At 62.3% G+C, this 24,299-nt stretch carries 20 protein-coding genes, 1 tRNA gene and 1 other RNA gene; 18 read left to right on the top strand and 4 right to left on the bottom strand.

The genetic code is table 11. The features are described 5' to 3' along the window. Window positions 1–16 precede the first annotated feature (16 nt). From ACSSV3_RS09265 to ACSSV3_RS09240, 6 genes are all read left to right on the top strand, one after another. Window positions 17–766 (top strand): SIMPL domain-containing protein, encoded by a 750-nt coding sequence (locus ACSSV3_RS09265; RefSeq protein WP_354324135.1) that lies wholly within the window; start codon window positions 17–19, stop codon window positions 764–766. Between the two features lie 47 nt (window positions 767–813). After that, complete coding sequence (locus ACSSV3_RS09260) at window positions 814–1,128, top strand: PepSY domain-containing protein (RefSeq protein WP_354324136.1); 315 nt, start codon at window positions 814–816, stop codon at window positions 1,126–1,128. 123 nt (window positions 1,129–1,251) lie between these two features. Continuing rightward, the gene (locus ACSSV3_RS09255) at window positions 1,252–1,929 is read left to right on the top strand and encodes a response regulator transcription factor (RefSeq protein ID WP_354324137.1); all 678 of its coding nucleotides are present in this window, start codon (window positions 1,252–1,254) and stop codon (window positions 1,927–1,929) included. After that, the gene (locus ACSSV3_RS09250; RefSeq protein ID WP_454184795.1) at window positions 1,880–3,391 is read left to right on the top strand and encodes a sensor histidine kinase; all 1,512 of its coding nucleotides are present in this window, start codon (window positions 1,880–1,882) and stop codon (window positions 3,389–3,391) included. Before ACSSV3_RS09255 ends, ACSSV3_RS09250 begins: the two co-directional genes overlap by 50 nt. A 90-nt stretch (window positions 3,392–3,481) precedes the next feature. After that, window positions 3,482–4,105: a sigma-70 family RNA polymerase sigma factor gene (locus ACSSV3_RS09245; protein ID WP_354324139.1), complete on the top strand. Its 624-nt coding sequence runs from the start codon at window positions 3,482–3,484 to the stop codon at window positions 4,103–4,105. Then, complete coding sequence (locus ACSSV3_RS09240; protein ID WP_354324141.1) at window positions 4,102–4,995, top strand: hypothetical protein; 894 nt, start codon at window positions 4,102–4,104, stop codon at window positions 4,993–4,995. The genes ACSSV3_RS09245 and ACSSV3_RS09240 overlap by 4 nt, the downstream gene beginning before the upstream one ends. 22 nt (window positions 4,996–5,017) lie before the next feature. Here the strand turns inward: ACSSV3_RS09240 and ACSSV3_RS09235 are convergent, their stop codons facing one another. Then, window positions 5,018–5,347 carry a chorismate mutase gene (locus ACSSV3_RS09235; RefSeq protein WP_354324142.1) on the bottom strand — a complete coding sequence of 110 codons (330 nt, stop codon included), beginning with the start codon at window positions 5,345–5,347 and terminating at the stop codon, window positions 5,018–5,020. 68 nt (window positions 5,348–5,415) lie between these two features. On the opposite strand from ACSSV3_RS09235, the gene ACSSV3_RS09230 reads away from it, so the two are divergent. The 8 genes from ACSSV3_RS09230 (at window position 5,416) to ACSSV3_RS09195 (ending at window position 14,525) form a co-directional block, all read left to right on the top strand. Beyond that, window positions 5,416–6,426 carry a polyprenyl synthetase family protein gene (locus ACSSV3_RS09230; protein WP_354324144.1) on the top strand — a complete coding sequence of 337 codons (1,011 nt, stop codon included), beginning with the start codon at window positions 5,416–5,418 and terminating at the stop codon, window positions 6,424–6,426. Window positions 6,427–6,447: 21 nt separating this feature from the next. Then, complete coding sequence (gene hrpB / locus ACSSV3_RS09225) at window positions 6,448–8,901, top strand: ATP-dependent helicase HrpB (protein WP_354324146.1); 2,454 nt, start codon at window positions 6,448–6,450, stop codon at window positions 8,899–8,901. Beyond that, window positions 8,898–9,176 (top strand): ETC complex I subunit, encoded by a 279-nt coding sequence (locus tag ACSSV3_RS09220; protein ID WP_354324147.1) that lies wholly within the window; start codon window positions 8,898–8,900, stop codon window positions 9,174–9,176. Before hrpB ends, ACSSV3_RS09220 begins: the two co-directional genes overlap by 4 nt. Before the next feature lie 35 nt (window positions 9,177–9,211). Further along, window positions 9,212–9,306, top strand: an RNA gene (gene ffs / locus ACSSV3_RS09215) — signal recognition particle sRNA small type. A 59-nt stretch (window positions 9,307–9,365) separates the two neighbouring features. Further along, window positions 9,366–11,141, top strand: coding sequence for a DNA polymerase III subunit gamma/tau (locus tag ACSSV3_RS09210; RefSeq protein ID WP_354324148.1), 1,776 nt, complete (start codon window positions 9,366–9,368; stop codon window positions 11,139–11,141). Between the two features lie 13 nt (window positions 11,142–11,154). Beyond that, window positions 11,155–11,496, top strand: coding sequence for a YbaB/EbfC family nucleoid-associated protein (locus ACSSV3_RS09205; protein WP_354324149.1), 342 nt, complete (start codon window positions 11,155–11,157; stop codon window positions 11,494–11,496). 208 nt (window positions 11,497–11,704) lie between these two features. Beyond that, window positions 11,705–14,113 carry an endopeptidase La gene (gene lon, locus ACSSV3_RS09200; RefSeq protein ID WP_354324150.1) on the top strand — a complete coding sequence of 803 codons (2,409 nt, stop codon included), beginning with the start codon at window positions 11,705–11,707 and terminating at the stop codon, window positions 14,111–14,113. A 139-nt stretch (window positions 14,114–14,252) separates the two neighbouring features. Beyond that, window positions 14,253–14,525, top strand: a complete 273-nt coding sequence (locus ACSSV3_RS09195; RefSeq protein ID WP_354324152.1) for an HU family DNA-binding protein — start codon at window positions 14,253–14,255, stop codon at window positions 14,523–14,525. A gap of 94 nt (window positions 14,526–14,619) precedes the next feature. Here the strand turns inward: ACSSV3_RS09195 and ACSSV3_RS09190 are convergent, their stop codons facing one another. Together ACSSV3_RS09190 and rlmB are read right to left on the bottom strand one after the other, a co-directional pair. After that, window positions 14,620–15,522, bottom strand: a complete 903-nt coding sequence (locus tag ACSSV3_RS09190; RefSeq protein WP_354324153.1) for a hypothetical protein — start codon at window positions 15,520–15,522, stop codon at window positions 14,620–14,622. Between the two features lie 49 nt (window positions 15,523–15,571). Continuing rightward, entirely contained in the window at window positions 15,572–16,363 is a 792-nt protein-coding gene (gene rlmB, locus ACSSV3_RS09185) for a 23S rRNA (guanosine(2251)-2'-O)-methyltransferase RlmB (RefSeq protein WP_354324155.1), read from the bottom strand. A 168-nt stretch (window positions 16,364–16,531) separates the two neighbouring features. On the opposite strand from rlmB, the gene ACSSV3_RS09180 reads away from it, so the two are divergent. Beyond that, window positions 16,532–16,617 (top strand) — tRNA-Tyr (locus ACSSV3_RS09180). Between the two features lie 198 nt (window positions 16,618–16,815). Beyond that, a complete protein-coding gene (locus ACSSV3_RS09175) occupies window positions 16,816–18,027 on the top strand; it encodes a tyrosine-type recombinase/integrase (RefSeq protein WP_354324156.1) in 1,212 nt (403 codons plus the stop codon). Between the two features lie 239 nt (window positions 18,028–18,266). Here ACSSV3_RS09175 and ACSSV3_RS09170 read toward each other — a convergent pair whose 3' ends face one another. After that, window positions 18,267–18,923 (bottom strand): lytic transglycosylase domain-containing protein, encoded by a 657-nt coding sequence (locus tag ACSSV3_RS09170; protein WP_354324158.1) that lies wholly within the window; start codon window positions 18,921–18,923, stop codon window positions 18,267–18,269. A gap of 124 nt (window positions 18,924–19,047) precedes the next feature. On the opposite strand from ACSSV3_RS09170, the gene ACSSV3_RS09165 reads away from it, so the two are divergent. Together ACSSV3_RS09165 and ACSSV3_RS09160 are read left to right on the top strand one after the other, a co-directional pair. Continuing rightward, the gene (locus ACSSV3_RS09165) at window positions 19,048–19,977 is read left to right on the top strand and encodes a DUF7146 domain-containing protein (protein WP_354324160.1); all 930 of its coding nucleotides are present in this window, start codon (window positions 19,048–19,050) and stop codon (window positions 19,975–19,977) included. Window positions 19,978–20,017: 40 nt separating this feature from the next. Then, window positions 20,018–24,259 carry a strawberry notch-like NTP hydrolase domain-containing protein gene (locus tag ACSSV3_RS09160; RefSeq protein WP_354324162.1) on the top strand — a complete coding sequence of 1,414 codons (4,242 nt, stop codon included), beginning with the start codon at window positions 20,018–20,020 and terminating at the stop codon, window positions 24,257–24,259. Window positions 24,260–24,299: the final 40 nt, after the last annotated feature.

The following is a 24,299-nucleotide window of genomic DNA, read 5'->3' as shown; positions in this document are numbered from 1 at the left end:
GTTAAGGAGCCGACCTATGATCCGTCCCGCCATTGCCCTGCTGGCCGCCAGTGCGCTTGCGCTTCCGGTGCAGACCCTTGCCGCCGCCGAAATCGCAATCAGCGCCGATGGCCCGGTGGTCGAACTCAACGTGTTCGAGAGCGTGTCGGTCGCGCCCGACATTGCCACTATCGGCGCGGGCGTGACCAGCGAAGCACCGACCGCGACCGAAGCGCTGAGGCAGAATTCAGCAGAGATGCAAAAGGTGATTGCGCGGATCAAGGCGCTGGGCGTGGCGGACAAGGATATCCAGACCACCGGCATCAACCTGAACGCGATGTATGATTACAATCAGGAAGAGCGGCGTCAGGTATTCCGCGGTTATCAGGCGTCGAACCGGGTGAGTGTAATCCTGCGCAAGATCGACGATGCGGGGAAGGTGCTTGATGCGCTGGTTGCGGCAGGCGCAACCGATCTTAACGGCCCCAGTTTCTCAATCGAGAATGACGAAGCCGCCAAGGACACCGCCCGCAAGCGCGCAATTGAACGCGCGCAGGCTCGGGTGCAGGCATATGCTGAACTGTTCGGCTATGACGGCGCGAAAGTGCTGGCGATTGCTGAAAGCATCGAAGGGCGGGGGGCGATGCCCGAAGTGGCGATGATGCGCGTCAGTGCCGACATGGCCGCTGCCGCGCCGCCGGTGCAGCCAGGGATGGTATCCACCGGGATCAGCATCACCATCAAGTACGAGTTGGTGAAGGATTCAGCCGCTGTGTCCCAGCGATAACTCATTCACGGCTTGTTCAATGGGCGCGGCCTAGGCATGGCCTTGTCATGAAATCCATCCAATCCTTGTTTGCAGGTTGCATCGCAGCGCTCGCGTTGGTGGCTATCAGCACGCCAGCGTCGGCGCAGGATCAGTCGCGCGGCGATCAGGGTGAGGCCCGGCGCGAAACGCGCGCTGGCACGCAATTGCCCCTGCGCGAAATCGAACGGCGCATCCTGCCCCAGATGCAGGGCAGCGAATATCTTGGCCCCGCGTATGATTCCACGGCGCGTGCCTACAGGCTCAAATTCATCCGCGATGGCCGGGTGACCTATGTCGATGTTGATGCCCGAACGGGGCGGATCATCGGTCGTTCGCGCTGATCGGCTGACCGCTATGCGCGATCATCGGGGGAAAGCGTCAGCTTTGGGGCATGGCCCTTGCTTGACGCGTTGTTTTCGAAAGCGCACGACCCAGCCAATAACAATGCAGGAAAATGGTGGATTATGCGCATTCTGATCGTCGAAGACGAACCGACCCTCGGCGCGCAGCTCAAATCGACGCTGGAACAGCAGGGCTATGCCGTCGATCTGTCTGCCGATGGTGAAGACGGGCACTTCATGGGCTCGACCGAGGATTATGACGCGGTGGTGCTCGATCTCGGCCTGCCCGAAATTGACGGGCTGACCGTGCTCGGCATGTGGCGGCGCGAGGGGCGCACCTTCCCGGTGCTGGTGCTGACTGCGCGCGATAGCTGGAGCGACAAGGTCGCCGGGCTTGATGCAGGCGCGGATGATTACCTTGCCAAGCCATTCCAGACCGAGGAACTGATTGCCCGCCTGCGCGCGCTGATCCGCCGTGCTTCGGGCAACACCTCGTCCGAATTGACCGCAGGCGATGTGCGGCTGGACACGCGCTCGGGCCGGGTAACGCTGAGCGGTGAGCCGGTCAAACTGACCGCGCAGGAATACAAACTGCTGTCCTATCTGATGCATCACAAGGGCAAGGTGGTGAGCCGCACCGAACTGATCGAACATATCTACGATCAGGATTTTGACCGGGATTCGAACACCATCGAAGTGTTTGTCACCCGTATCCGCAAAAAACTTGGCGCAGACGTGATAACGACCATCCGTGGCCTTGGTTACAGCCTCGACGACCCCGCCGACGCACCGCGCGCCTGAGGCGCCGGGCACGGGCGGCGACGCGCAAACGGCCTTGCCTGAAGGTGGGGCTGTCGCTGTGCCGGACGGCGTGACCGGGCCGCCAAGTACTACCCCGCTCGCCAGCCTCGCGCGGCGGATGGGGCTTATCGCGGCGGGCTGGATCTTTGTGCTGCTGCTGGTCGGCGGCGTTGCGCTCGAACGGATGCTGACCACCCAGGTCGAATCCAATTTCGACGAACAGCTTGAATATATTCTCACCGCGATGATCGCCTCGGCAGAGATCGATCCCTTCGGTGAAGTCTGGTTCTATCGCACGCTGGGCGACCAGCGCTTCCTTGAACCGGGCAGCGGGCTGTATTGGCAGATCAGCGGCGGCGAATACGAACCGATCGCATCGCGCAGTCTGTGGGATCGCACGCTCAAGCTGCAGGGCGCCATTGGCGAGGGCGGGCATTTCGATAGCGAAGCCCATTTCCATAATTCAGACCAGTTCGCCGGTGAGCCGCTGCGAATTGCCGAACGCACCGTGATCCTGCCCGGCAGCGAAACCCGCTGGACGTTTGCCGTGGCCAGCGCGACTGAGCAGATGGACACGCAGGTCGGGCGTGTGCGGCTGATCCTGATCTGGAGCTTTGCGGTGCTGGGGTTGGGACTGCTGGTGATGGCGACGCTACAGATCCGTTACGGCCTATCACCGCTCAGGCGGGTGCGTGCGGCAATCCAGAACCTGCGCACTACCGGCGCGAACCGGATAACCGAACCACTCCCACTGGAAGTGCAGCCGCTGGTAGATGAGCTCAACGCGCTGATCGAACATTCCGAAAAACAGGCCGAGGAAGCGCGCCGCCATGCGGGCAATCTCGCGCACGCGCTCAAGACGCCGTTGACGGTGCTGACCAACGCGGCCACCGCGCGCGCGCCTGATCTGGGCGAGGCGGTGATGCGGGAAACGCGCACGATGCAGCGCCATGTCGATCATCATCTTGCCCGCGCGCGCGCTGTCGGCCGCCGCGCTGTCGGCCATGCCAAAACCAATGTGATGGGCTGCGCCGAGGCTGTGCGCCGTGCGGTTGAGCGGCTTCACCCGGATGGCCGCCTTGATATTGCAGGGAGCCGTTCGGCCACTGTCGCGCTCGAACGGCAGGACCTGGATGAACTGCTCGGCAATCTGATCGAAAACGCCGCGAAATATGGCGGCGGCAGCGTATTTGTGACTATCGATCCCGACGAGGACGAGGCTCCGCGCGATCCGAAGCAGTGCCTGATCTGGGTGGAGGATGACGGGCCAGGCATTCCGGAGGCTGAACGTATCCGCATCTTTGATCGCGGGGTGCGGCTTGATACGGACAAGCCCGGCACCGGGCTGGGCCTGGCAATCGTGCGCGATGTCGCGGAAATCTACGGCGGCAGCGTCAGGCTGGGCACGAGCGAGGATCTGGGCGGTCTGCTGGTCGAATTGCGCCTGCCGCGCGCCGATTGAAGCGGGCGCGAAGGGTTTGCGCAAGCTTGACGTTATACCCTCAGCCAGACGACGAATATCACAAGCAACCGGGGCCATTTGCGCGCAGTCATGAACGCCAGCGGTGAGCCATCCTCCAGTGCCAGACCGCTCGCTGATTCCGGCTCTGACGCGGCATTGGCGGCACGGTTGGCGGCGCGCGATCCGGGCGCGCTGCGTGAGGCCATCGTGCTCTACGCCAGCACGCTGCAACGCATCGCCTTTCGCATGACTGGCGATGCCCATGAGGCCGAGGATCTGGTGCAGGAAGCCATGCTGCGATTGTGGGATCAGGCCCCGAAAATTGCCGCGCGCCATCCGGTCGGGAGCCAGGCTGCGGCGGCTTTGCGGCTGGGTGGCTGGCTCAACCGCGTGGTGACCAATCTCGCGATTGACCGCCTGCGACGCGCGCGGCGGATGTCTGCTGGCGAGGTGCCGGATAGCGAGGATGACGCACCCCGCGCCGATGCGCTGATCGAGGCGGGCGCGCGTGATCGCTCCGCCCGAGCGCTGATCGCCGCGCTGCCCGAACGCCAGCGTGCCGCGATCGTGCTGACCTATTATGAGGATCTGTCCAATGCCGCTGCCGCCGATGCGCTCGACATGAATATCAAGGCGTTTGAATCGTTGCTGCTGCGCGCGCGCACTGCCTTGCGCAAGGCCTATGCAGCTTTCGGGGAAGGAGGTGCGCAATGAGCACCAACGACATCATTGCTGGCAGCCCGCTGGCACGCAGGCTGGATAATTATCCGGTGCCCGATCTCAGCGCAGGATTTGTCGATCGGGTGCTGGCCGCCGCCGAAGCGCGCGCTGCGCCACCCCCCGAACTGCGCCGCACGGGCGGCGGTGGCGGACGTGGCTGGCGGCTGGGCCGACGATTGGCGATTGCCACGTTCGGTTTTAGCGCGATCGCCAGCGCGGCTGCTGCGACCGGAATGCTTGATCGGCTCGATATCGCCGTGCCCTCGCCCGACAGGGTGTGGGCCAGCATCACCGGCAAACAGCCTGAGGCGGCTGCTCCGGTGTTGATTGCGGCCCAATCCGCCGATTCTCCGGCTACCGCTCCGGCGGTGTTTGATGGGCTGATCGACACGCCTGAGGAACTCAACGAAGCGTTTCGCCGGATCGACGACGTGCGGCAGGGCCGCATCGAAGCCCGCCGCGAACGGCAAGACGAGCGCATCGAGCGCGCCATCGAGCGCCGCCGCGCAGCTGGCCTGCCTGTGCCGAGCGAAGAGGAACAGGCTCTTCAACGCCAGCGGATTAACGAGGTGCAGGCCATTCGGCAGCAGCGCGCTGACGAACGTATCAAGGCCCGACGTGACGAGCTTGAGCGCAAGGTGGAAAGCGGTGAGGCGCTGACCCGCGAGGATATCGTGCGTCCGCTGCGCGATGATCAGCGCGCAATGGACCGGCGCGAACAGATGGTGCGGCTTCGCCAGATGACCCCGCAGCAGCGCCGCGCGCTGATCGAAGAATATCGCACCCGCCGCAGTGCGCCTGAGGCGGGCGCAGAAGCTTCAATCCCTGACAGCCCCGCGCCAGATACTGTGCCGGTCGAAGAATCGCTGCCGCCGCAGCCTTGACCGGCAGAAAATTCGATCTGGCTTAACCCTGCTGCGCGCGTTCGTGGTGGCGGATCACTTCGTCGATGATGAATCGCAGGAATTTCTCGGAAAATTCCGGGTCGAGATCGGCGTCTTCGGACAGTTTGCGCAAGCGGGCGATCTGGCGCGCTTCGCGATCAGGGTCGGCTGGCGGCAAAGTCACCTTCGCCTTGTATTCCCCCACCGCTTGCGTGATCCGGAATCGTTCCGCCAGAATGTGAATCAGCGCAGCATCGATATTGTCGATGCTTTTGCGGAACGCGGCAAGCACCCGATCGGGTTCTGCAGGCGGGGCGGTGGGGTGTTGCGGTTGTTGCGGTTGTTGCGGCATCGTGCGCGAAACTAGCAGCAAATCTGCGCTTGCCAAGCACGCTGAGGCCGCCCTAATGCCGCCAAAGCATGAGTGCTGATATCATTCCTTTGCCGCGCAGCCGGCCGACGCTAGATCCGATGCTGTCACTGACGGCGGCGGGCATGAATTGCGTCAACGCGGTTATCCTTGACCGGATGCAGAGCGAGATCCCGTTGATTCCGCGCCTTGCCGGCCACCTGATATCGGGCGGGGGCAAGCGGTTGCGGCCGATGCTGACGCTCGCCGGGGCCGAACTGGTCGGCTACAAGGGCACCCGCCACCATAAGCTCGCAGCCGCAGTGGAGTTCATCCACACTGCCACGCTGCTGCATGATGATGTGGTTGATGGCAGCGAACTCAGGCGCGGCAAGGCGGCGGCGAATATCATTTTCGGTAATCCGGCAACCGTGCTGGTCGGCGATTTTCTGTTCAGCCGCGCGTTTGAACTTATGACCGAGGATGGGAGCTTGCGCGTGCTCTCGATTCTCAGCCGTGCCAGCGCGATCATTGCGGAAGGCGAAGTGTCGCAACTATCGGTTCAACGCCAGATCAACACCAGCGAAGAACAATACCTGCACATCATCGGTGCCAAGACCGCCGCGCTGTTTTCTGCCGCCAGTCAGATCAGCGCCGTGGTAGCTGAATGTTCCGAAGAACAGGAACGCGCGCTTGAATCCTATGGCCGCAATCTTGGCGTTGCGTTCCAGCTGGTCGATGATGCGATCGACTACGATTCCGATGCTGCCGAGATGGGCAAGGAACAGGGCGACGATTTCCGTGAGGGAAAGATGACGCTGCCGGTGATCCTCGCCTACGCGCGCGGCGATGAGCAGGAACGGCAATTCTGGAAGTCAGCGATCATTGGCCACCGCACCTCGGACGAAGACCTGGCCCATGCGATTGCGCTGATCGCAAAGCACAATGCGCTTGAAGACACCCGCGAACGCGCGCGCCACTTCGCGCACCGGGCGATTGATGCGATTTCGATCTTCCCGGATGGCAAGGCGCGTGCGGCAATGGCGGAAGCCGCGCAATTTGCAGTCGCGCGCGGGCACTGAGCGGGCTATCCGCCCGGGGTAATGCACCCCGATCTTCCCATCCACGCTGTCCTGCCCCAAATCCGCGCCGCCTTGGCGGGGCCGGGGGCGGGCGTGCTGATCGCGCCGCCGGGGGCGGGCAAAACCACTGCGGTCGCGCCTGATCTGATCGGGCAGAGTTGGTGCACGGGGCAAGTCATCATCACCAGCCCACGCCGGGTTGCCGCCCGCGCTGCCGCCGAACGCATGGCCGAAATGCTGGGCGAGGCGGTTGGGGAAACGGTGGGCTGCATCACCAGACTCGACCGCAAAATATCCACCAAAACCCGCATTCTGGTCGTGACCGAGGCGATTCTGGTGAACCGGTTGGTCGATGATCCCGAATTGCCGGGCGTATCGGCGCTATTGTTTGACGAGGCGCATGAACGCAGCCTCGACAGCGATCTTGGCCTTGCGCTGGCGCTGGAGACCCGATCCGTGCTGCGTGAGGATTTGCGGGTGCTGGTGATGTCGGCCACCATCGACGGCGCGCGCTTTGGCCGGTTGCTGGGCGAAGGCGCGCCTGTGATCGCAAGTGAGGGCAAGAGTTTTCCGCTGACCATCAAGTGGCTTGGCGGCGACAATGCGCAAGCGATCGAGGACCGGATGGCAGGTGCGGTGCTGACCGTTTGGCGCGAAGAGCAGGGCGATATCCTCGCCTTCCTGCCCGGGTTGCGCGAGATTGTGCGGGTGCGTGAACGGCTGGAAGCGCGACTGTCTGACGTGCCGATTCACTCGCTTCACGGCCAGATCGAACCTGCGGCCCAGCGCGTCGCTATCCGCCGCGACAGCCAAGGTCGCCGCCGCATCGTGTTGGCCAGCGCGATTGCCGAAACATCGCTGACATTGGACGGCGTCCGCGTGGTGGTCGATAGCGGGCTTGCGCGGCTGGCCGAGTTTGATCGGGCGGCGGGCACCACGCATCTTGTCACCCGGCGCGCTTCGCAAGCGTCAGCGACCCAACGCGCCGGGCGTGCGGCGCGGCAGGGGCCGGGGGTTGCTTATCGGTTGTGGGAAGAGGCGGGCCATGCTGGCCGCCCCGAATTTGCGCCGCCTGAAATCGCCCAGGCTGACCTTGCCCCGCTGCTGTTGCGGCTGGCGAAATGGGGGACGAGCGACCCCGCTGATCTGGCATGGCTCGATACCCCGCCTGAGGCCTCGGTAAGCGCGGCGCGGGCGGCGCTTGAGGCGCTGGGCGCGCTTGATGGGGCAGGGCGGATTACGCCTATGGGTGAAGCACTGTCCGCGCTGCCTATGGCACCCGATCAGGCGGCAGTGGTACTGCGAGGTGCGTGCGCAGGCCACGGCGAGGATGCGGCTCGACTGGTGATGCTGTTGCAGGAACGCGGGCTGGGCGGGCGCGGCGAAGACCTGATGCAGCGGCTTGCGCGCTGGCGCGGCGACCGTGCGCCGCGCGCCGTTTCGGCGCAGCGCATTGCGCAGGGGTGGGCCGGGCAGGCACTCAAACTTGCTGGGGCAATGGAGCACACGCTTGCCATTGATGCTGCGGAATGCCTCGCGCTTGCCCGCCCCGATTTCGTCGCCCGGCGGCGCGATGCTTCGGGCGAATACTGGCTGAGCGCAGGGGGGCGTGGATACCGGCTCGATCCCGTATCGCCGCTGGCGCGGGCGGAATGGATCGTGATTGGCGATGCCCAGGGTGAGGCCAAGGGTGCGCGCATCACCGCCGGGGCGCAGCTTGCACCCGAACGCGTGCCGGTGCTGTTTACTAAAGCAATGCAGGAACGCATTATAACTCGCTGGAATAATGATAAGGATCGGGTTGAGGCCCGGCGTGAACGGCGGCTCGGCGCGATTGTGCTCGCCAGCGTGCCCGAACCTGCGCCTGACACTGCGCTGTGTGTGGATATCCTTGTGGAGAAAGCTGTTGAGCGACTGGGGGATATCCTCCCCGCCGGTTTTCTGGCCCGCGCACAATTTGCCGGCGTGGAGGCGCTTTCGGCCGACGCGCTGGGTGAACGGGCGCAGGAGTGGCTCGCCCCGCTGCTCGCCGGGAGGCGCGATCTCGACCTTGCGCCGCATCGCTTATGCGAGGCAGCGCTGGGCCTACTCGACTGGAACCAGCGTCAGGCGCTTGACCGTGCCGCTCCCACCCATTTCACCACGCCTGCCGATACGCGCCACGCGATCGACTACGCAGGCGATGATGCGCCGAGTGTCGAAGTGCGGGTGCAGGCGCTTTTCGGGCTGGATGCGCAGCCGATAGTTGGTGCCACGCCGCTGCTGCTCAAACTCACCAGCCCGGCAGGCCGTCCGATCCAGTCGACCCGTGATCTGCCCGGTTTCTGGCGCGGTAGCTGGGCTGATGTCGTCAAGGACATGAAAGGCCGCTATCCCCGGCATCGCTGGCCCGATCAACCATGGCTGGAAAAGCCGAGCCTCAAGACCAAAAATGCGTTTAATCGAACCGATTCGTGTTCTAAGGGACATGCATGACCGCACGTATTTACCAGCAGCCCAAGCACGCGATGCAATCGGGTAAGGCCCATACTGATGAATGGGTGATCGAATTCGCTCCGTCCGAAGCCCGCTTTGCCGATCCATTGATGGGCTGGACCGGCAGCAGCGATACCCAATCGCAGGTGCGAATGACCTTTCCCAGCAAGGATGCGGCCAAGGCCTATGCCGAGAAATACGGCATCACCGCGCGCATCCACGCAAGCCCGCCCAAGCGGCTTAAGCTGCAAGCCTACGCGGATAATTTTCGCTGAGTTGATTTTTTCCCAAAGCGCCGCCATATGCGCGTTCGGGAGTCGGGTGGACGTTTGCGTTCGCTCACCGGGTCAGGTCCGGAAGGAAGCAGCCCAGGTGAATTGCGGCGGGTCGCTCGGCTCCTTTTCCACCATTATCACTGCCATGCGCAGCATGACAAACGCGGCCCAAGCGCCTAGCTTTGTGCCATGAGCGATTCCGATCCAGATCTGCCTGAAGATACCACTGGCCCAACAGCAGCAGAGCTGGAGGCAGCGGGGCAGAATGCGCTGTTCGGCGAACCCGCGCCCACGCAGGAGGCCGCTCCTGCGGCTCAGCCGGCCAAACCAGCCCCTGCCGCAACCAATCAGCCCTATCGGGTGCTGGCGCGCAAATATCGCCCGCAGACCTTTTCCGAACTGATCGGACAGGAAGCGATGGTGCGCACCCTTGCCAACGCTATCGCGCGCGACAGGTTGGCCCATGCGTTTCTGATGACCGGGGTAAGGGGGGTCGGCAAAACCTCGACTGCGCGGCTGATCGCCAAGGCGCTGAACTGCGTTGGGCCGGATGGGCAGGGCGGGCCGACGATTGATCCTTGCGGTGTGTGTGAGGCCTGCGTTGCGATTGCCGAAGGCCGCCATATCGACGTGATCGAGATGGACGCGGCATCGAACACCGGGGTCGATGACGTGCGCGAGATCATCGAACAGGTGCGCTACGCTGCGGTTTCGGCGCGCTACAAAATCTACATTATCGACGAAGTTCACATGCTGTCGCGCAATGCATTCAATGCCTTGCTGAAGACACTTGAAGAACCGCCGCCGCATGTGAAGTTCCTGTTTGCCACGACTGAGGTCGATAAGCTGCCGGTCACGGTGCTCAGCCGCACGCAGCGGTTTGACCTGCGCCGTATCCCCGCGCCAATGTTGGCAGGGCATTTTGCCAAAGTGTGCGGATTGGAAGGGATCGCGGCAGAGGATGAAGGCCTGCGGATCATTGCCGCTGCCGCTGAAGGATCGGTGCGCGATGGGCTTTCGATCCTCGATCAGGCGATTGCCCATGCCGACCTCGACGGGGAGGGCAAGGTCACTGCCGCGCGGGTGCGTGATATGCTGGGGCTGGCGGACAAAAGCGCGCAGCGCCGCTTGCTCGGCCACCTGCTCGAAGGTGACGCCAAAGCGCTGCTCGCCGCAGTCGACGAGCAATACGCGCTGGGGGTGGAGCCGCTGGCGCTGATCCGCGCGTTGATGGATCTGACGCATCGGGTCACGCTGGCGCAGGTGTCTGGCGGGGAGCCTGATGCCCCGGCCGAGGAAGAGCGCGCGGCGCTGGCTGATTTCGCGGCCCGCTTGGGCGCGGCCGAACTGCACCGATTGTGGCAATTGCTGCTCAAAGGCCATGACGAAGTGCGCACCGCGCCCGATCCGCTGGTATCGCTGCAAATGGCCTTGCTGCGCATCCTCCACGCAGGCCAGATGCCCGATCCGGGCAAGCTGGCGAAGCGGATTGAAGAATTGGCGGCAAATGCGATTGCTGCACCTGCTGTTTCAGCCGCACAAGATGATACGCCTGCTGCACCGCACGCCGCTGTATCGACGCTCGATTGGGCCGCACTGGTCAGCGAGGTTGATCGTGCCGGGATGCTGCATGTTGCCGAAGTGATGCGCAGCCGGGTGCGGGTAATTGAGTTGGCGCCTGAGCAGGTAATGTTCGAACAGGCTGACAATTTTCCCGATGATCCCGCGCCCGAAATCCGCGATGCATTGTTCAAGGTGACGGGCAAACGTTGGCTGGTCGAGCGCGGGACTGGCACGGCGCAGCCCAGTTTGCGTGAGACCATCGAAGCAGAAGCGCGCGCCGCCGATGAACGCGTCCGCGCCGATCCGCTGGTCAAGGCCGCGTTTGAAGCCTTCCCCGAGGCTGAGTTGCTTGGCGTAGAAGGCAACCTTGCCGCAGCTTCGGCCAGCCCCCCTTGGAATTAAGGAGACTTTCCCAATGAAATCGATGGAAGAAATGATGCAGGCTGCGCAGCAAGCCGCAGAAACGATCCAGAAGCAAATGAGCGAAATGCAGGTCAAGCTCGACAGCATCGAGGTTGAGGGTACCGCTGGCGGCGGATTGGTGAAAGTTCGTGCCAGCGCCAAGGGCCGCATTCTCGGTGTGGTGATTGACGACAGCCTGATGAAACCGGATGACAAGCAGATCCTCGAAGACCTGGTTGCCGCCGCCTTTAACGACGCGCGTGACCGGGCCGACCGGGTGTCCGAACAGCAAATGCGCGAGATGCAAGGTTCAATGGGCCTGCCGCCGGGGTTCAACCTGCCCGGCATGGGTTAAGATCAGAGAGCAAACGCAAAGGTTGGCAAAGCGCAATGGCTCCTGGTGGCCCGAAACCAGAGCTTCGCCGGGGTTCAACCTGCCCAGCATGGGGTAAAGTGCCGGCCAGAGTCCACAGCTTAGCCTGCGTGCACCATTGCGGGCCGCGAGCCTGCTACCCATATTCACTGCAAAGGCAGGCCCAATCGGCCGCCGTGGACACAAAAATATGACTCAGACTTTCCCTCTCCTCCCGTTGCGCGATATAGTCGTTTTCCCCGGCATGGTGGTGCCGCTGTTCGTCGGGCGCGATAAATCGGTCGCGGCGCTCGAAGCGGCGATGGCGGCATCCAAGGACATCGTCCTGATTGCTCAGCTTGATCCGGGCTGTGATGATCCCGAGGGCGATGACCTTTATGATGTCGGCGTGATTGCGCAGGTGCTCCAACTGCTGAAACTGCCCGATGGTACCGTGCGTGTGCTGGTTGAAGGTAAGACCCGTGCAAAGCTCTCGGCGCTGGTCGATGAAGGTTCGCACGTCGCCGCCGAAGTCGATCTTATCGATCCCGACACAGTTTCGGGTAGCGAAGTCACCGCGCTGATGCGGCAGGTGGTCGAACAGTTCGGCGAGTATGTGAAGCTCAACAAGAAGCTGGGCGAGGACGCCGGTGTAGACCTGTCCGATGTTGATGACGCGGGCCAGTTGGCCGATACCATCGCCGCGGCAATCAGCGCCAAGGTTTCCGACAAGCAATCGCTGCTGACCGAAACCAGTCCGTTGAAGCGGCTCGAACTGGTGATGGCCTTCATGGAAGGCGAATTGTCGGTCTTGCAGGTTGAACGCCGCATTCGCGGGCGCGTGAAGCGCCAGATGGAGAAGACTCAGCGCGAATATTACCTCAACGAACAGTTGAAGGCGATCCAGAGCGAACTTGGCGGCGGGGACGGTGAAGACGGCAATGAAATCGCCGAACTGACCGAGAAGATCGCAAAGACCAAGCTATCGAAGGAAGCCAAGGCCAAGGCCCATGCCGAGCTGAAAAAGCTGCGTGCGATGCAGCCGATGAGCGCCGAGGCGACAGTGATTCGCAACTATCTCGACGTGCTGCTCGGCCTGCCATGGGGCAAGAAATCCAAGCTGAAGAAAGACATCGCCAAGGCGCAGGACGTGCTTGATGCCGATCACTATGCGCTCGAAAAGGTCAAGGATCGCATCGTCGAATACCTCGCCGTGCAGGCGCGCACCAACAAGCTGAAGGGGCCGATCCTGTGCCTTGTCGGCCCGCCGGGGGTAGGCAAGACGTCGCTGGGCAAATCTATCGCGCGGGCAACGGGCCGCGAATTCGTGCGCCAGTCGCTGGGCGGGGTGCGTGACGAGGCGGAAATCCGCGGCCACCGGCGCACTTACATTGGCTCGATGCCGGGCAAGATCGTTGCCAACCTCAAAAAGGCCGGGACGAGCAATCCGCTTTTCCTGCTCGATGAAATCGACAAGCTGGGACAGGATTTCCGCGGCGATCCGGCCTCGGCGTTGCTTGAAGTGCTCGATCCCGAACAGAACGGCAAGTTCCAGGATCACTACCTCGAACTCGAACTCGATCTTTCGGACGTCATGTTCGTGTGCACCGCGAACAGTCTCGATCTGCCGCAGCCACTTCTCGACCGGATGGAGATTATCCGGTTGGAAGGCTATACCGAGGACGAGAAGGTGGAGATTGCGCAGCGCCATCTGATCGCCAAGCAGGTCGAAGCGCATGGGCTGAAAAATGGCGAATTCATCCTCACCGAAGAAGGCTTGCGCGACCTCATCCGCTATTACACCCGCGAGGCGGGCGTGCGCACTTTGGAACGCGAGATTGCCAAGCTGTGCCGCAAAAGCCTGCGCCGCATCCTTGAAAAGAAGGCTGCCAGCGTCACCATTACGTCCGAAAACCTTGGTGAGTTTTCTGGCGTGCGCAAGTTCAAGCACGGTGTAAGCGAAGACGAAGCGCAGGTTGGTGCAGTGACAGGTCTGGCGTGGACATCGGTGGGCGGCGAATTGCTGACCATCGAAAGCGTCACCACCCCGGGCAAGGGTGAGGTCAAAACCACCGGCAAACTCGGCCAGGTGATGAATGAAAGCGTTTCGGCGGCCTTCAGCTTCGTCAAAGCGCGCGCGCCCGCCTATGGCATCAAGCCGAGCCTGTTTCAGCGCAAGAACGTGCATATCCACCTGCCCGAAGGCGCTGTGCCCAAGGATGGGCCGAGCGCTGGGGTCGGCATGGTGACCTCGATTGTGTCGACGCTGACCGGCATCGCGGTGCGTCCCGATGTCGCGATGACCGGCGAGGTGACGCTGCGCGGACGGGTGCTGGCGATTGGCGGATTGAAGGAAAAGCTGCTCGCCGCGCTGCGCGGAGGGATCAAGACCGTCCTTATTCCGGAAGAGAACGTCAAGGATCTTGCAGAAATCCCGGCCAACGTAAAAGCGGGGCTGGAGATCATTCCCGTAAGCCACGTCGACGAGGTTCTGGCGCGAGCGCTAGTGGAAGCCCCGGTGGCGATCGAGTGGACCGAGGCAGATGACCTTGCGAGCCAGCCGGGCGCTGCCAACGCAGGAACAAATCTGTCTGCTACGGACGTGCCAACCGCGCATTGAGCCGCTAGAACTTCCCCACCAGACGTGATTCGCGGGCTATTTGCCTTTGACAGTCTTGGCAAAACGGTCTCAATTTGCGCGCTTTAAAATTAGCGATTCCCAGCTATCCCAGATTATCCAAAAACAAGGGGGTTCCCATATGAACAAGAACGACCTTATCGGCGCTGTTGCTGACGCAAGCGGTCTGTCTAAAAACGATGCATCTTACGCGGTCGAAAGTGTATTCGGCGCGATCACCAAAGCGCTGGCGGGCGGCGATGAAGTTCGGCTTGTCGGGTTTGGCACTTTTTCGGTGGCCAAGCGCAAGGCATCGATGGGGCGCAATCCGCGCACGGGCGAGCCAATGCCGATCAAGGCTTCAACGCAGCCCAAGTTCAAGGCTGGCAAGGGGCTGAAAGACGCGGTCAACTGATCGCGCCGGCTTACTAATTGCATTGCTAGCAGGGACAAAGGAAACCCCGTCAGCCGACAAGGCTGGCGGGGTTTTGTGTTGGTGGATCGCCCGATCAGCGCGCAGAGGCGATCAGTGCGGTGGGTGCCTGAGTGGTGCGTGCGGTAATGCGCCAGGTCAGCACTTCGCCGCCGTCGGTTGCTGCATCGGGGCCTTCATCCGTATTGTTGGCCAGAATGCGCATTCCCGGCGCGGTGCGCACGGTGAAGGTGCCGTCGATCACCGGGAACCCTGGCATTGTTCCAGCATCCTCGCTGGCGTCTTTCGCGCCTTCATTCGCGCCCATCGCAGCCAGACCGGCGAGTGAACCCATACCCATCATCGCGCCCATCCCTGCATCGGCATTCTGTGCGGCAAAGCCGGGTGCATCGATACGCACCTGACCGCCCTTGCGCTGGATCATCTGGACGAAGGGATTGGTCGGAGGAAAGTCCTCGATCATCGGGAACAGGAAATCATGCCCCAGCGTGCCCGACACGCGGTAGCTGATGTCGAACAGCCCGTCGCCCTTGTGCACCACGCGATCCCAGCCCTTCTGGCGCTTTAAAAGTGCGACCAGTTCTTCTGCTGCCTTGGGATCGGATGGATCGATACCACCCATCATGGCGGCCATCTGTTTGGCCTCAATCTTTTGCCGTTCGGCGCGTTCCTGCGCTGCGGCATCCCATTCCTCACGCTGCACGGCTTCTTCTTCAGGGGAGCAATCACGGCTTTCGTAGGTTTCATCGTCGTAACAGTTGGCGACGAAGGAACCGCCGGATGCTGCGTCCATCTGCGCGAGCTTCGACAGGGTGAGGAAGAAAATCTCGCCATCATAGCTAAAGGTGAAACTGTCCGGCCCGGTCAGTGCCAGTTCGGATGTAAACTTGCCCGGCGTCATGAAACAGCCCGACAATGCGAGCGCAAACCCCGCTAGCACGGCTGCTGTGCGCAAGCGGATGCTTGAAAATATGGTCATGGCAGTCGTCCCCCTCATTGGCGTTCAGCGCAGTCCCCGTGCGCGCCTTTTAACTGCGGGTGGCGACCGCATAAAGCGCAATCGCCGCAGCGTTCGACACATTGAGGCTTTCGATGGCTGACGAGATCGGCAGTTTTGCCAGCACATCGCAATGTCCGGCGATATTGGGCCGCATCCCTTCGCCTTCCGCGCCCAGCACGATGACGAGCGGCCCCGTTGGCATTACCTCGGCGAGCACCGCCTCGGCTTCCCCGGCCAGCCCGATGCGCCAGTACCCAGCTTCGGCCAGTTCATCGAGCGCGCGGGCGAGGTTGACCACTCTGATCCACGGTACGGTCTCCAGCGCGCCCGAGGCGGACTTGGCCAGCACGCCGCCTTCGGGCGGGGCATGGCGATCCTGCGTGACGATCGCGGCAGCGCCAAACGCGGCGGCTGAGCGCAAAATCGCACCGACATTGTGCGGATCGGTCACCTGATCGAGCACCACGATTGGCCGATCAGCCTCTCCCAATGCAACTTCATCAAGGAACCGGTCTTCGAGCGGGGCGCATTCGAGCACCAACCCTTGATGCGGGGCATCCTTCGCTACCAGCCGCCCCAGATCAGCGACATCGGCATATTCAACCGGGAAGCCTTCGGGCAACTCCCCATCAAGGCTGTCGATCCCCTCACGAGTCGCCCACAGCTTGCGGTGCTGGCGTTCGGGGTTTTTCAAAGCGGCCTCAACCGCGTGGCGGCCCCACAGGCGCACCTGCCCGGTTCCGGCCCGGCCCGAACCGCGCCCGCCCTTCATCCGGCCTGCGCGGCCTCTCAGGGCGCGTTTGCGTTCTTCCTTGGGCATCTTTGTTCCTTGCTCGCGATGTTGCGTGCGCTCCCCTGCCAGCAGGGCCATTGACAGGCAAGCACCGCTTCGCCAAAGGGGCGCCTCTCGGCATTGAGCTCGGTTCGGGCTTGTGCATTTTCAGAGCGTAGCGCGCTCAGGAACGCCCCCCGAAACAGGGGACTGTGTGGACAGGTGGCCGAGTGGTTAAAGGCAGCAGACTGTAAATCTGCCCGCGCAAGCGTACGCTGGTTCGAATCCAGCCCTGTCCACCACCCCCTTATCCGCAAGCATCCACAAAACCCCATGGAAATCCTCGTTTTCCTAGGGTAATTTGCCCTTATCTATCCGCACAAAACCGCTCCCGTTTGCACGCAGCCGGAGCCTAGTGTGGGGGTAATGTGGGGGTAAAATCGGTTACCCCCACACTTTGACTACCCCGGTGAGGGGGTAAAGAATGTGGGGGTAAATCGATGGGCAAACTCACAGCAGTTGCGGTCAAGGCAGCCTTGGCGAATCCCGGCACCTATCAGGATGGGGACGGACTTTTTCTAAAAGTGGATAAACGCGGCGGTGCGTACTGGAATCTTCGCGTGCAGCAGGATGGCAAGCGACGGGACATCGGCATCGGAAGCGCCAAGCTGCTGACACTGGCGGACGCGCGTCACAAAGCCGCCGACCTACGCAGGGCGATCAAGGTCGATCAGCGCGATGTTCTGGCGGAGAAGAAAGACGATGCAGCCGCCAAAGTGACATTCCGCGCAGCCGCGACCCAGTACCACTCCGAGAACGAGGCGGGCTGGAAAAGCGCTGTTTATGCGCGCCAGTGGCTTGCGAGTCTCGAGAACTATGCCTTTCCGAAGCTGGGTGACAAGCCGACCGGCAGCATCACCAGTCCCGATATCATCAACGTGCTGACGCCGATCTGGCAGGAAATCCCCGAAACCGCCCGTCAGGTGCGCAATCGGATTTGCACCGTGCTCGATTATTCCCATGCCAAGGGTTGGCGCTCGCGCGAGGCACCTTCTGGCAATGGCAGCCTGAAGGCGGGCAGGGGCCTTCCGCGACAGGTGAAGCAGGCGGAAAACCGCAAGGCCATGCCCTATGTCGCGTTACCCGGTTTCATGATCGCCTTGCGGCGCAAGCCTACTTACACGCGTCTGGCGCTAGACCTTCTCATTCTGACGGGCGTCCGCTCCCAGGAGGTGCGGCTTGCGACATGGTATGAATTCGATCTTGAGCAACGCCTCTGGACGATCCCAGCTGAACATATGAAACGCAACAGGGCGCAAATCGTGCCGCTCTCGGACGCGGCTCTGGCGGTACTCGCGAAGGCGGATGCGATGCGCCTTGAAGGAGCCGAGGTGGTCTTCCCCGGCATGACCGGCAAGGCGATGTCCAACATGACGCTGCTCAAGGTCATGCGCGACATGTGCGAACCCTACCACGTCCACGGCTTCCGCTCCACGTTCACCGATTGGGCCGCAAACGAAGGCTTCCCCGATGCCGTGGTCGAAGCGGCGCTGGCGCACAAGACGCCCGACGCGGTGCAGGCGGCCTATCGGCGCACAACCTATCTCGGCACGCCGGATCAGCCGGGCATGCGGGTGAAGTTGATGGAAGCGTGGGGGCGCTACTGCAATGGTGTGGCAGCTGATGCGGGCAACATTGCGCCGCCGGAGTGAGGGTGGGTACAGCTAGCCCGGAAAATGGCTGAAAGAGCCATACTTCAGATTTGCCTGTCACGGGAATGCTTGCGAGCATCGAATTTACTCTTCGATGCACCAATTCCCTCAGTTACGACCGTCTGGCAAGCATGGGCACATAAGGCCGGGTGAGAACTGCTTACCTTAGCTGACGCGCGACAACTGGGATGAAAGGCGAACTTTCATCGTGAAGTGCACTCGGCAATTTGGAGCGATTGCTAAGAACGCCAATGGCGAAGCACATCGCGGACATATTTGGGCGTCTCGCCATTCCGAGGTATACCGCCCGCGCGTTCGACTGCACCTGGCCCGGCATTATAGGCCGCCAAAGCGAGGTGGACCACTCCGAACTTGTCGAGCATCTGCCTCAGATACCGCGCCGCGCCGAAGATATTGGCCATGGGGTCAAATCGATTCGAGACACCGAGCTCTTGTGCGGTTGCTGGCATCAGCTGACCAAGGCCAGCGGCGCCTGCTGGGCTGACGGCGAGCGGATTGTAGCGGGACTCGGTCCAAACGAGTGCGTCGAGCAGGCCAGTGGGCAAAGAATACTTAGCTTCTGCCGCATATATGTGGGGCAGGTAGCTCGCCCGTCGGAACCCGGATGGGCCAGTTTTCTCCTTGCGCTCGGATTCAGATGGCAGGTTGACCCAGCTATTGTCTGCCACGGTCACGCTCGGTGCTGGGGCGACCTGCACGGATTGCCAGAGCCCATGCTCGACCAGCTGGAAGCCGTTTGATGCTTCGGCAATCCTGATGCCGTCGGAATACCTGGCGGGGACGTCAACTAATGCTGGCATCGGCAATTCCTCGGCATTTGCAGGCATGGCTGATGCGATGGCAATGCCACCCAACAGTAGAGCTCTTTTCATCATCTCTCGATCTTTCTGTAGTCGAATCGCGTGAGAACATATAAAGAACATAGAGCGTAGGAAAATGGTTTGGCGCTGGTGCAGAGCGGAGGCTGCACGGGGACGGCACCTCTATCGGAGTAGGTCGATGCCCCAGCTAAAGAATGCTCATCAACTCGAACGCCGTGCCCGCACGATTGTCGAACGCCTCAACGGAACATGGCGTCATGGCAAAGGCATGTGCTGCTGCCCGGCACACGACGACCGCACTCCCTCGCTGAGCGTGACACTGGGTCGGAAAGCGATCCTGTTTCATTGCTTTGCGGGATGCTCGAACGAGGATGTCATCGTGGCACTGGACCGCCAGGGTGTTCGCAGCCGTGACCTGTTCGATGGTTCTGGCGCGGTGGCCGCTGATCCGCAGGAAAAAAGAGACTTCAATTCCAACGCACGGCGTTTGTGGCACTCGGCGACGGCGATCTCCGGCAGCCCTGCCGAAAGATACCTCGTGCAGCGCGGTCTCCAGCGCGCATCAGACCAGTTCCGTTACCTGGAACGTACGCCGCTTGGGCCGCGCGGGGCGGTCCAATTTCTCCCTGCGATGTTGGCGGCGGTCACGACTGACATTGGCATACTCGCAATACACAGGACATTTCTCGACCTGCCCAGCGGCAAGCTGGTCGGCTTCGAGCGGCCGAAGCGCGCGCTGGGCAGCCTTGGCTGTGGTGCTGTCAGGATTGCGACTCCAGTGCAGGGGCGTCTGGGGCTCGCCGAAGGTATCGAGAGCGCACTTTCCGCAATGCAGTTGTTCGGGATCCCGTGCTGGGCAACACTTGGGAACGAGCGTTTCGGTCTTGTTGCGATCCCGGAGAGCGTGCGCGAGCTCTACTTGTTTATCGACAATGACGCCGGGGGCGCTCTTGCGGAGCAGCGAGCGCTGAAGGCCTACGCTGCGCCCAATCGTGTCATACATTTACGAGCGCCAGCCTCACCCGGTTTTGACTGGAACGATGAGCTAAAGTCCCGGCTTGCCCGAAAACCTGATCCATCGGGCAGAGGGGAGGGGGCCTTCGACTGATTGAGGCCTGCCCGCCGCAGGACCTCGTCAGGAGGTTACCATGTCCAACTCTTCCCTCGCTTTCGCTTTCGATCCACCGTCACCGCCAGTCGTTGTGATGGCGGCTCAGACCATGACTTCTGAGCTTGCCGCAGGCCGCGCGCTATCACGCGGCGACGTAACGCGTATCATGACTGAGCACTTCGGTGGCAGCGATGCTCTCGGGCGTTGGTCAGTTCGTGACGCTCACGCAGCGCTCGAGCTGGCACAGGTTCAATACCTGCAAGCGTTCGATCAAATCCAGCTCTCAACCCCGATCGACGAGGCGGAACAGTTCTTATGCTCCCTCGATGCACGACTTCCGACCCAGACCAACCGCAGCGACGAGCAGATCGAATGGCAGCAGTTCGCAACGCCGCCGCACCTTGCCTGGCTCGCTGCCCGGGCTTGCGCGCTGGCAACCGGCGAGCTTGTGCTGGAACCGTCGGCCGGAACAGGGATGCTCGCAGTCTGGGCCAACAAAGCCGAGACGCGCCTTGCCCTCAACGAGATTTCGCCGCTGCGTCGCGATTGCCTGAGCGCCCAATTCCCGGCTGCCCGTGTGACCGGACACGACGCCGAATTGATCGATGAGCTGCTCGATGTAGCCGTCGTCCCGAGCGTCGTGCTCATGAACCCGCCCTATTCTCACGGAATCGAACGGGGCCACGATGGTCGCACAGGGGCAAGGCATCTGCGCTCCGCGTGGAACCGGCTTGCCCCCGGTGGTCGACTTGTCGCGATCATGCCCGAATGGTTCGACTGCGGGAGGTTTCTAGCCGGCGTGAAGGGGCCAGTTGCGCTGCGGCTCAATGCCGCAGTCGAACGCGCATTCATCAAGAGCGGCACCGGGATCACCACGCGGCTTCTGGTTCTCGACAAGGTGGAAGGCGGCAACGAGCCTGTCGCTATCCGCACGGACGACTTGCGCCAGCTGGCCTATCTTGTCGATGCTTTACCGGCTCGCGCCAGCCTGGAGGCCGCTCCCGAGAAATCTAGCCTTCCGGCTCGTGCTCCATTTCGTCTGGTGGCCGCGCCGCGCAGGCCGCTGCCTACACCAGCCAGGATCACTCCTTCAGCCTCTGCCATCGGGTCGCTCACCTACCAGTCGCTTGAAACCCCTGCGCCGCTCGCCCCTCAGGTCGGCCACTATCTGCCCTATCGCCCGAGCAGGATCGTGATTGATGACGCTGCCGGGCATCCCACGCCTCTCGTTGAGTCCGTCGCTATGGGGTCGATCGCTGCACCAATTCCCGAAGCTGTGCCCCAGCTGCCCGACGGGCTGATTGCCAAGGGACTGCTATCGGCTGCCCAGGCAGAGACACTCATCTACGCTGCAAGCGCCCATGCGCGCGATCTGCCCGGCCGGTTCGAACCCGAGGACAAGGGCTGTTCACTCAAGGCATCTGCGGAAGGCCAGACCTACCGACTGGGATATTTCCTCGGGGACGGAACAGGTGCCGGGAAGGGCCGTCAGGTTGCGAGCGTCATTCTCGACCGCTGGGTGCGCGGGGAACGCCGCCATATCTGGATTTCGAAGAACGAGGCGTTGCTCGAAGACGCACGCCGCGACTGGGCCGCCCTTGGCGGTCTCCCAATCGACATCCAGCCGCTGGCGTCCTGGAAACTCGGCACCCCCATCGCTATGCGCGACGGGATCCTCTTCGTGACCTATCCGACGCTGCGTTCGGGTCGGAGCGACGCAACCCGGCTCGACCAGATCCTCGCCTGGGCTGGTGAGGATTTCGACGGTGTCATCGTGTTCGACGAAGCGCACGCCATGGCCAACGCAGCCGGCGGTGAAGGATCGCGGGGCAAGGTCAAAGGCTCAGAGCAGGGCATAGCTGGAGTCCGCTTGCAAAACCTCCTGCCGCGAGCGCGCGTGCTCTATGCCTCGGCAACCGGAGCGTCCGACGTTAACAACCTCGCCTATGCGACGCGCCTCGGGCTCTGGGGGCCGGAGACCGCCTTTGCCAATCGCGAGGCTTTCGTTGCAGACATTCGCGACGGCGGCATCGCCGCGATGGAACTGGTCGCGCGAGATCTCAAGTCGCTGGGCCTATATACCGCGCGTGCACTCTCTTTCGCGGGTGTCGAATATGAAATCCTCGAGCATTGCCTGACCGAGGATCAGATCGCGGTCTACGATGCCTATGCCGAGGCTTGGGCGATCATCCACGCCAACCTGCGCGAAGCGCTGGAGGCCACGCGGATTGTCGACAGCGAGACCGGCGGGACCCTCAACTCGGGTGCCAAGTCCGCAGCGCTGTCGATCTTCGAGGGAACCAAGCAGCGCTTCTTCGCGCAGCTCCTTCTGTCGATGAAGCTCCCCAGCCTGCTGCCTGCGATCGATACGGCTATTGCCGATGGTTACGCTGTGGTCGTCCAGCTGGTCTCGACGGCAGAAGCCATGCTCAACCGCCGGCTCGCTGACCTCTCGGACGAGGAACGCGAAGCGCTGGAGATCGATCTATCCCCGCGAGAATATGTGATCGACTATCTCGCCAAGAGCTTTCCCGTCCGCCTAATGGCTGTCTTCACTGACGAAAACGGCCATCCTCGCTCCGAGCCGATGAGCGACGAAAACGGCGCGCCGGTACTGTGCCGCTCTGCGCTTGCCGCGCGCGACCGGATGATCGAGCAGCTTTGTGCCCTTCCACCGATCGCGACAGCGCTCGACGCCGTCATCGAACGCTTTGGCGTCGACCAAGTGGCCGAAGTCACTGGCCGCACGCGCCGGCTCATCGTTGGCCGCGATGGTCGTCAGAAACTCCAATCCCGTTCGCCGCGTGCCAACGTCGCTGAAACGCAGGCTTTCATGGACGGTGCCAAGCGCATCCTGGTGTTCTCCGATGCCGGGGGGACGGGGCGTAGCTACCATGCCGATTTCGCGGCCAAGAACCAGGCCCGCCGAGTTCATTTCCTGCTCGAGCCGGGCTGGCGGGCTGACGCCGCAATCCAGGGGCTTGGACGGACCAATCGCACCAATCAGGCATCGGCTCCGCTGTTCAGGCCGGTGACCACCGATGTGCGCGGCGAACGCCGGTTCATCTCGACGATCGCACGGCGGCTCGACAGCCTCGGTGCCTTGACGCGTGGGCAGCGCCAGACCGGCGGACAGAATCTGTTCGATCCGGCCGACAATCTCGAAAGCATTTACGCAAAGGAAGCGCTCCATCGCTGGTTCGGCCTCTTGTTCACCAGAAAGCTCGAGGCGGTCAGCCTTGGGCGCTTTCAAGAGCTTACGGGCCTAAGGGTCGAAGCACCTGATGGTTCAATGGACGATGACCTGCCGTCGATCCAGCGGTGGCTCAATCGTATCCTCGCGCTGCCTATCGCCCTACAGAACGCGATCTTTGACGAGTTCATGGGGCTGGTCGAAGCGCGCATCGATGCCGCCCGTCAGGCTGGGACACTCGATCTTGGCCTTGAGACCATTGCGGTCGAGGACTTCACGGTCTTGTCTGACACTTTGCTGCGCACCGATCCGGCCTCGGGCGCCACCACTCATCTGCTCGAACTGGAAATCGCTAGAGCTTTGAAGCCGCTCACGCTCAAGCGGCTCGAGGAGGTTCACGGCCTCACCGGCCAGCGGCAGCGGCCGGTTCGGAACGCTCGCTCTGGTCGGGTCGCCCTTCTTGTGCCCGCCCGCAGTATTCTTGCCGATGACGGTACGCGCGTGACCCGCTTCGAATTGCTGCGTCCGCTGGGGCGCGGTCACATCACCGAAGATCAGTTGGCTGAGAGCAGCTGGGAGGACATTGCCATCGGCGCTTTCCGCGAGGCGTGGGCCGCCGAGGTGGAAGAGGCGAGGACGAGCCACAAGCGCGAACGTTTGTATCTTGCGACGGGTCTCCTGCTCCCGGTCTGGGACAAGCTCCCTTCGGACTTCGTGAGGGTGAGCCGTATCTCGGCGGCGGATGGTCGCTCGTTGCTCGGCCGTGAGGTTCCTGTCCATTGTGTTTCGGACCTCTGCCTGGCCCTCGGCCTCGAACGCGAGCAAACGCTCTCCGCTGATGACATCGTCCAGACCGTCCTCGCGACGGGCCGAGCCATGGAAATCGCTGGCCGTGAGCAGCTTATGGTCAAACGCAGTCTGGTCAATGGTTCGCAGCGACTTGAACTCGCTGGTTGGAGCGCCGCCCGCCTCGACTGGTACAAGGCCCAAGGGTGCTTCACGGAAATCATCCGCTACCAGACCCGGCTTTTTGTGCCGATCGATGGCGCAGCGAGCGTGATTGCCAGACTGGCATTATCGGTATAGCTCCTTGCCAAATGGCATCATTCAGAATATATGCTGCCAT

Source organism: Porphyrobacter sp. MBR-49, assembly GCF_053628655.1.
Note: the sequence above shows the minus strand (reverse complement) of the source record. Positions and strands in the feature narration are given on the sequence as shown.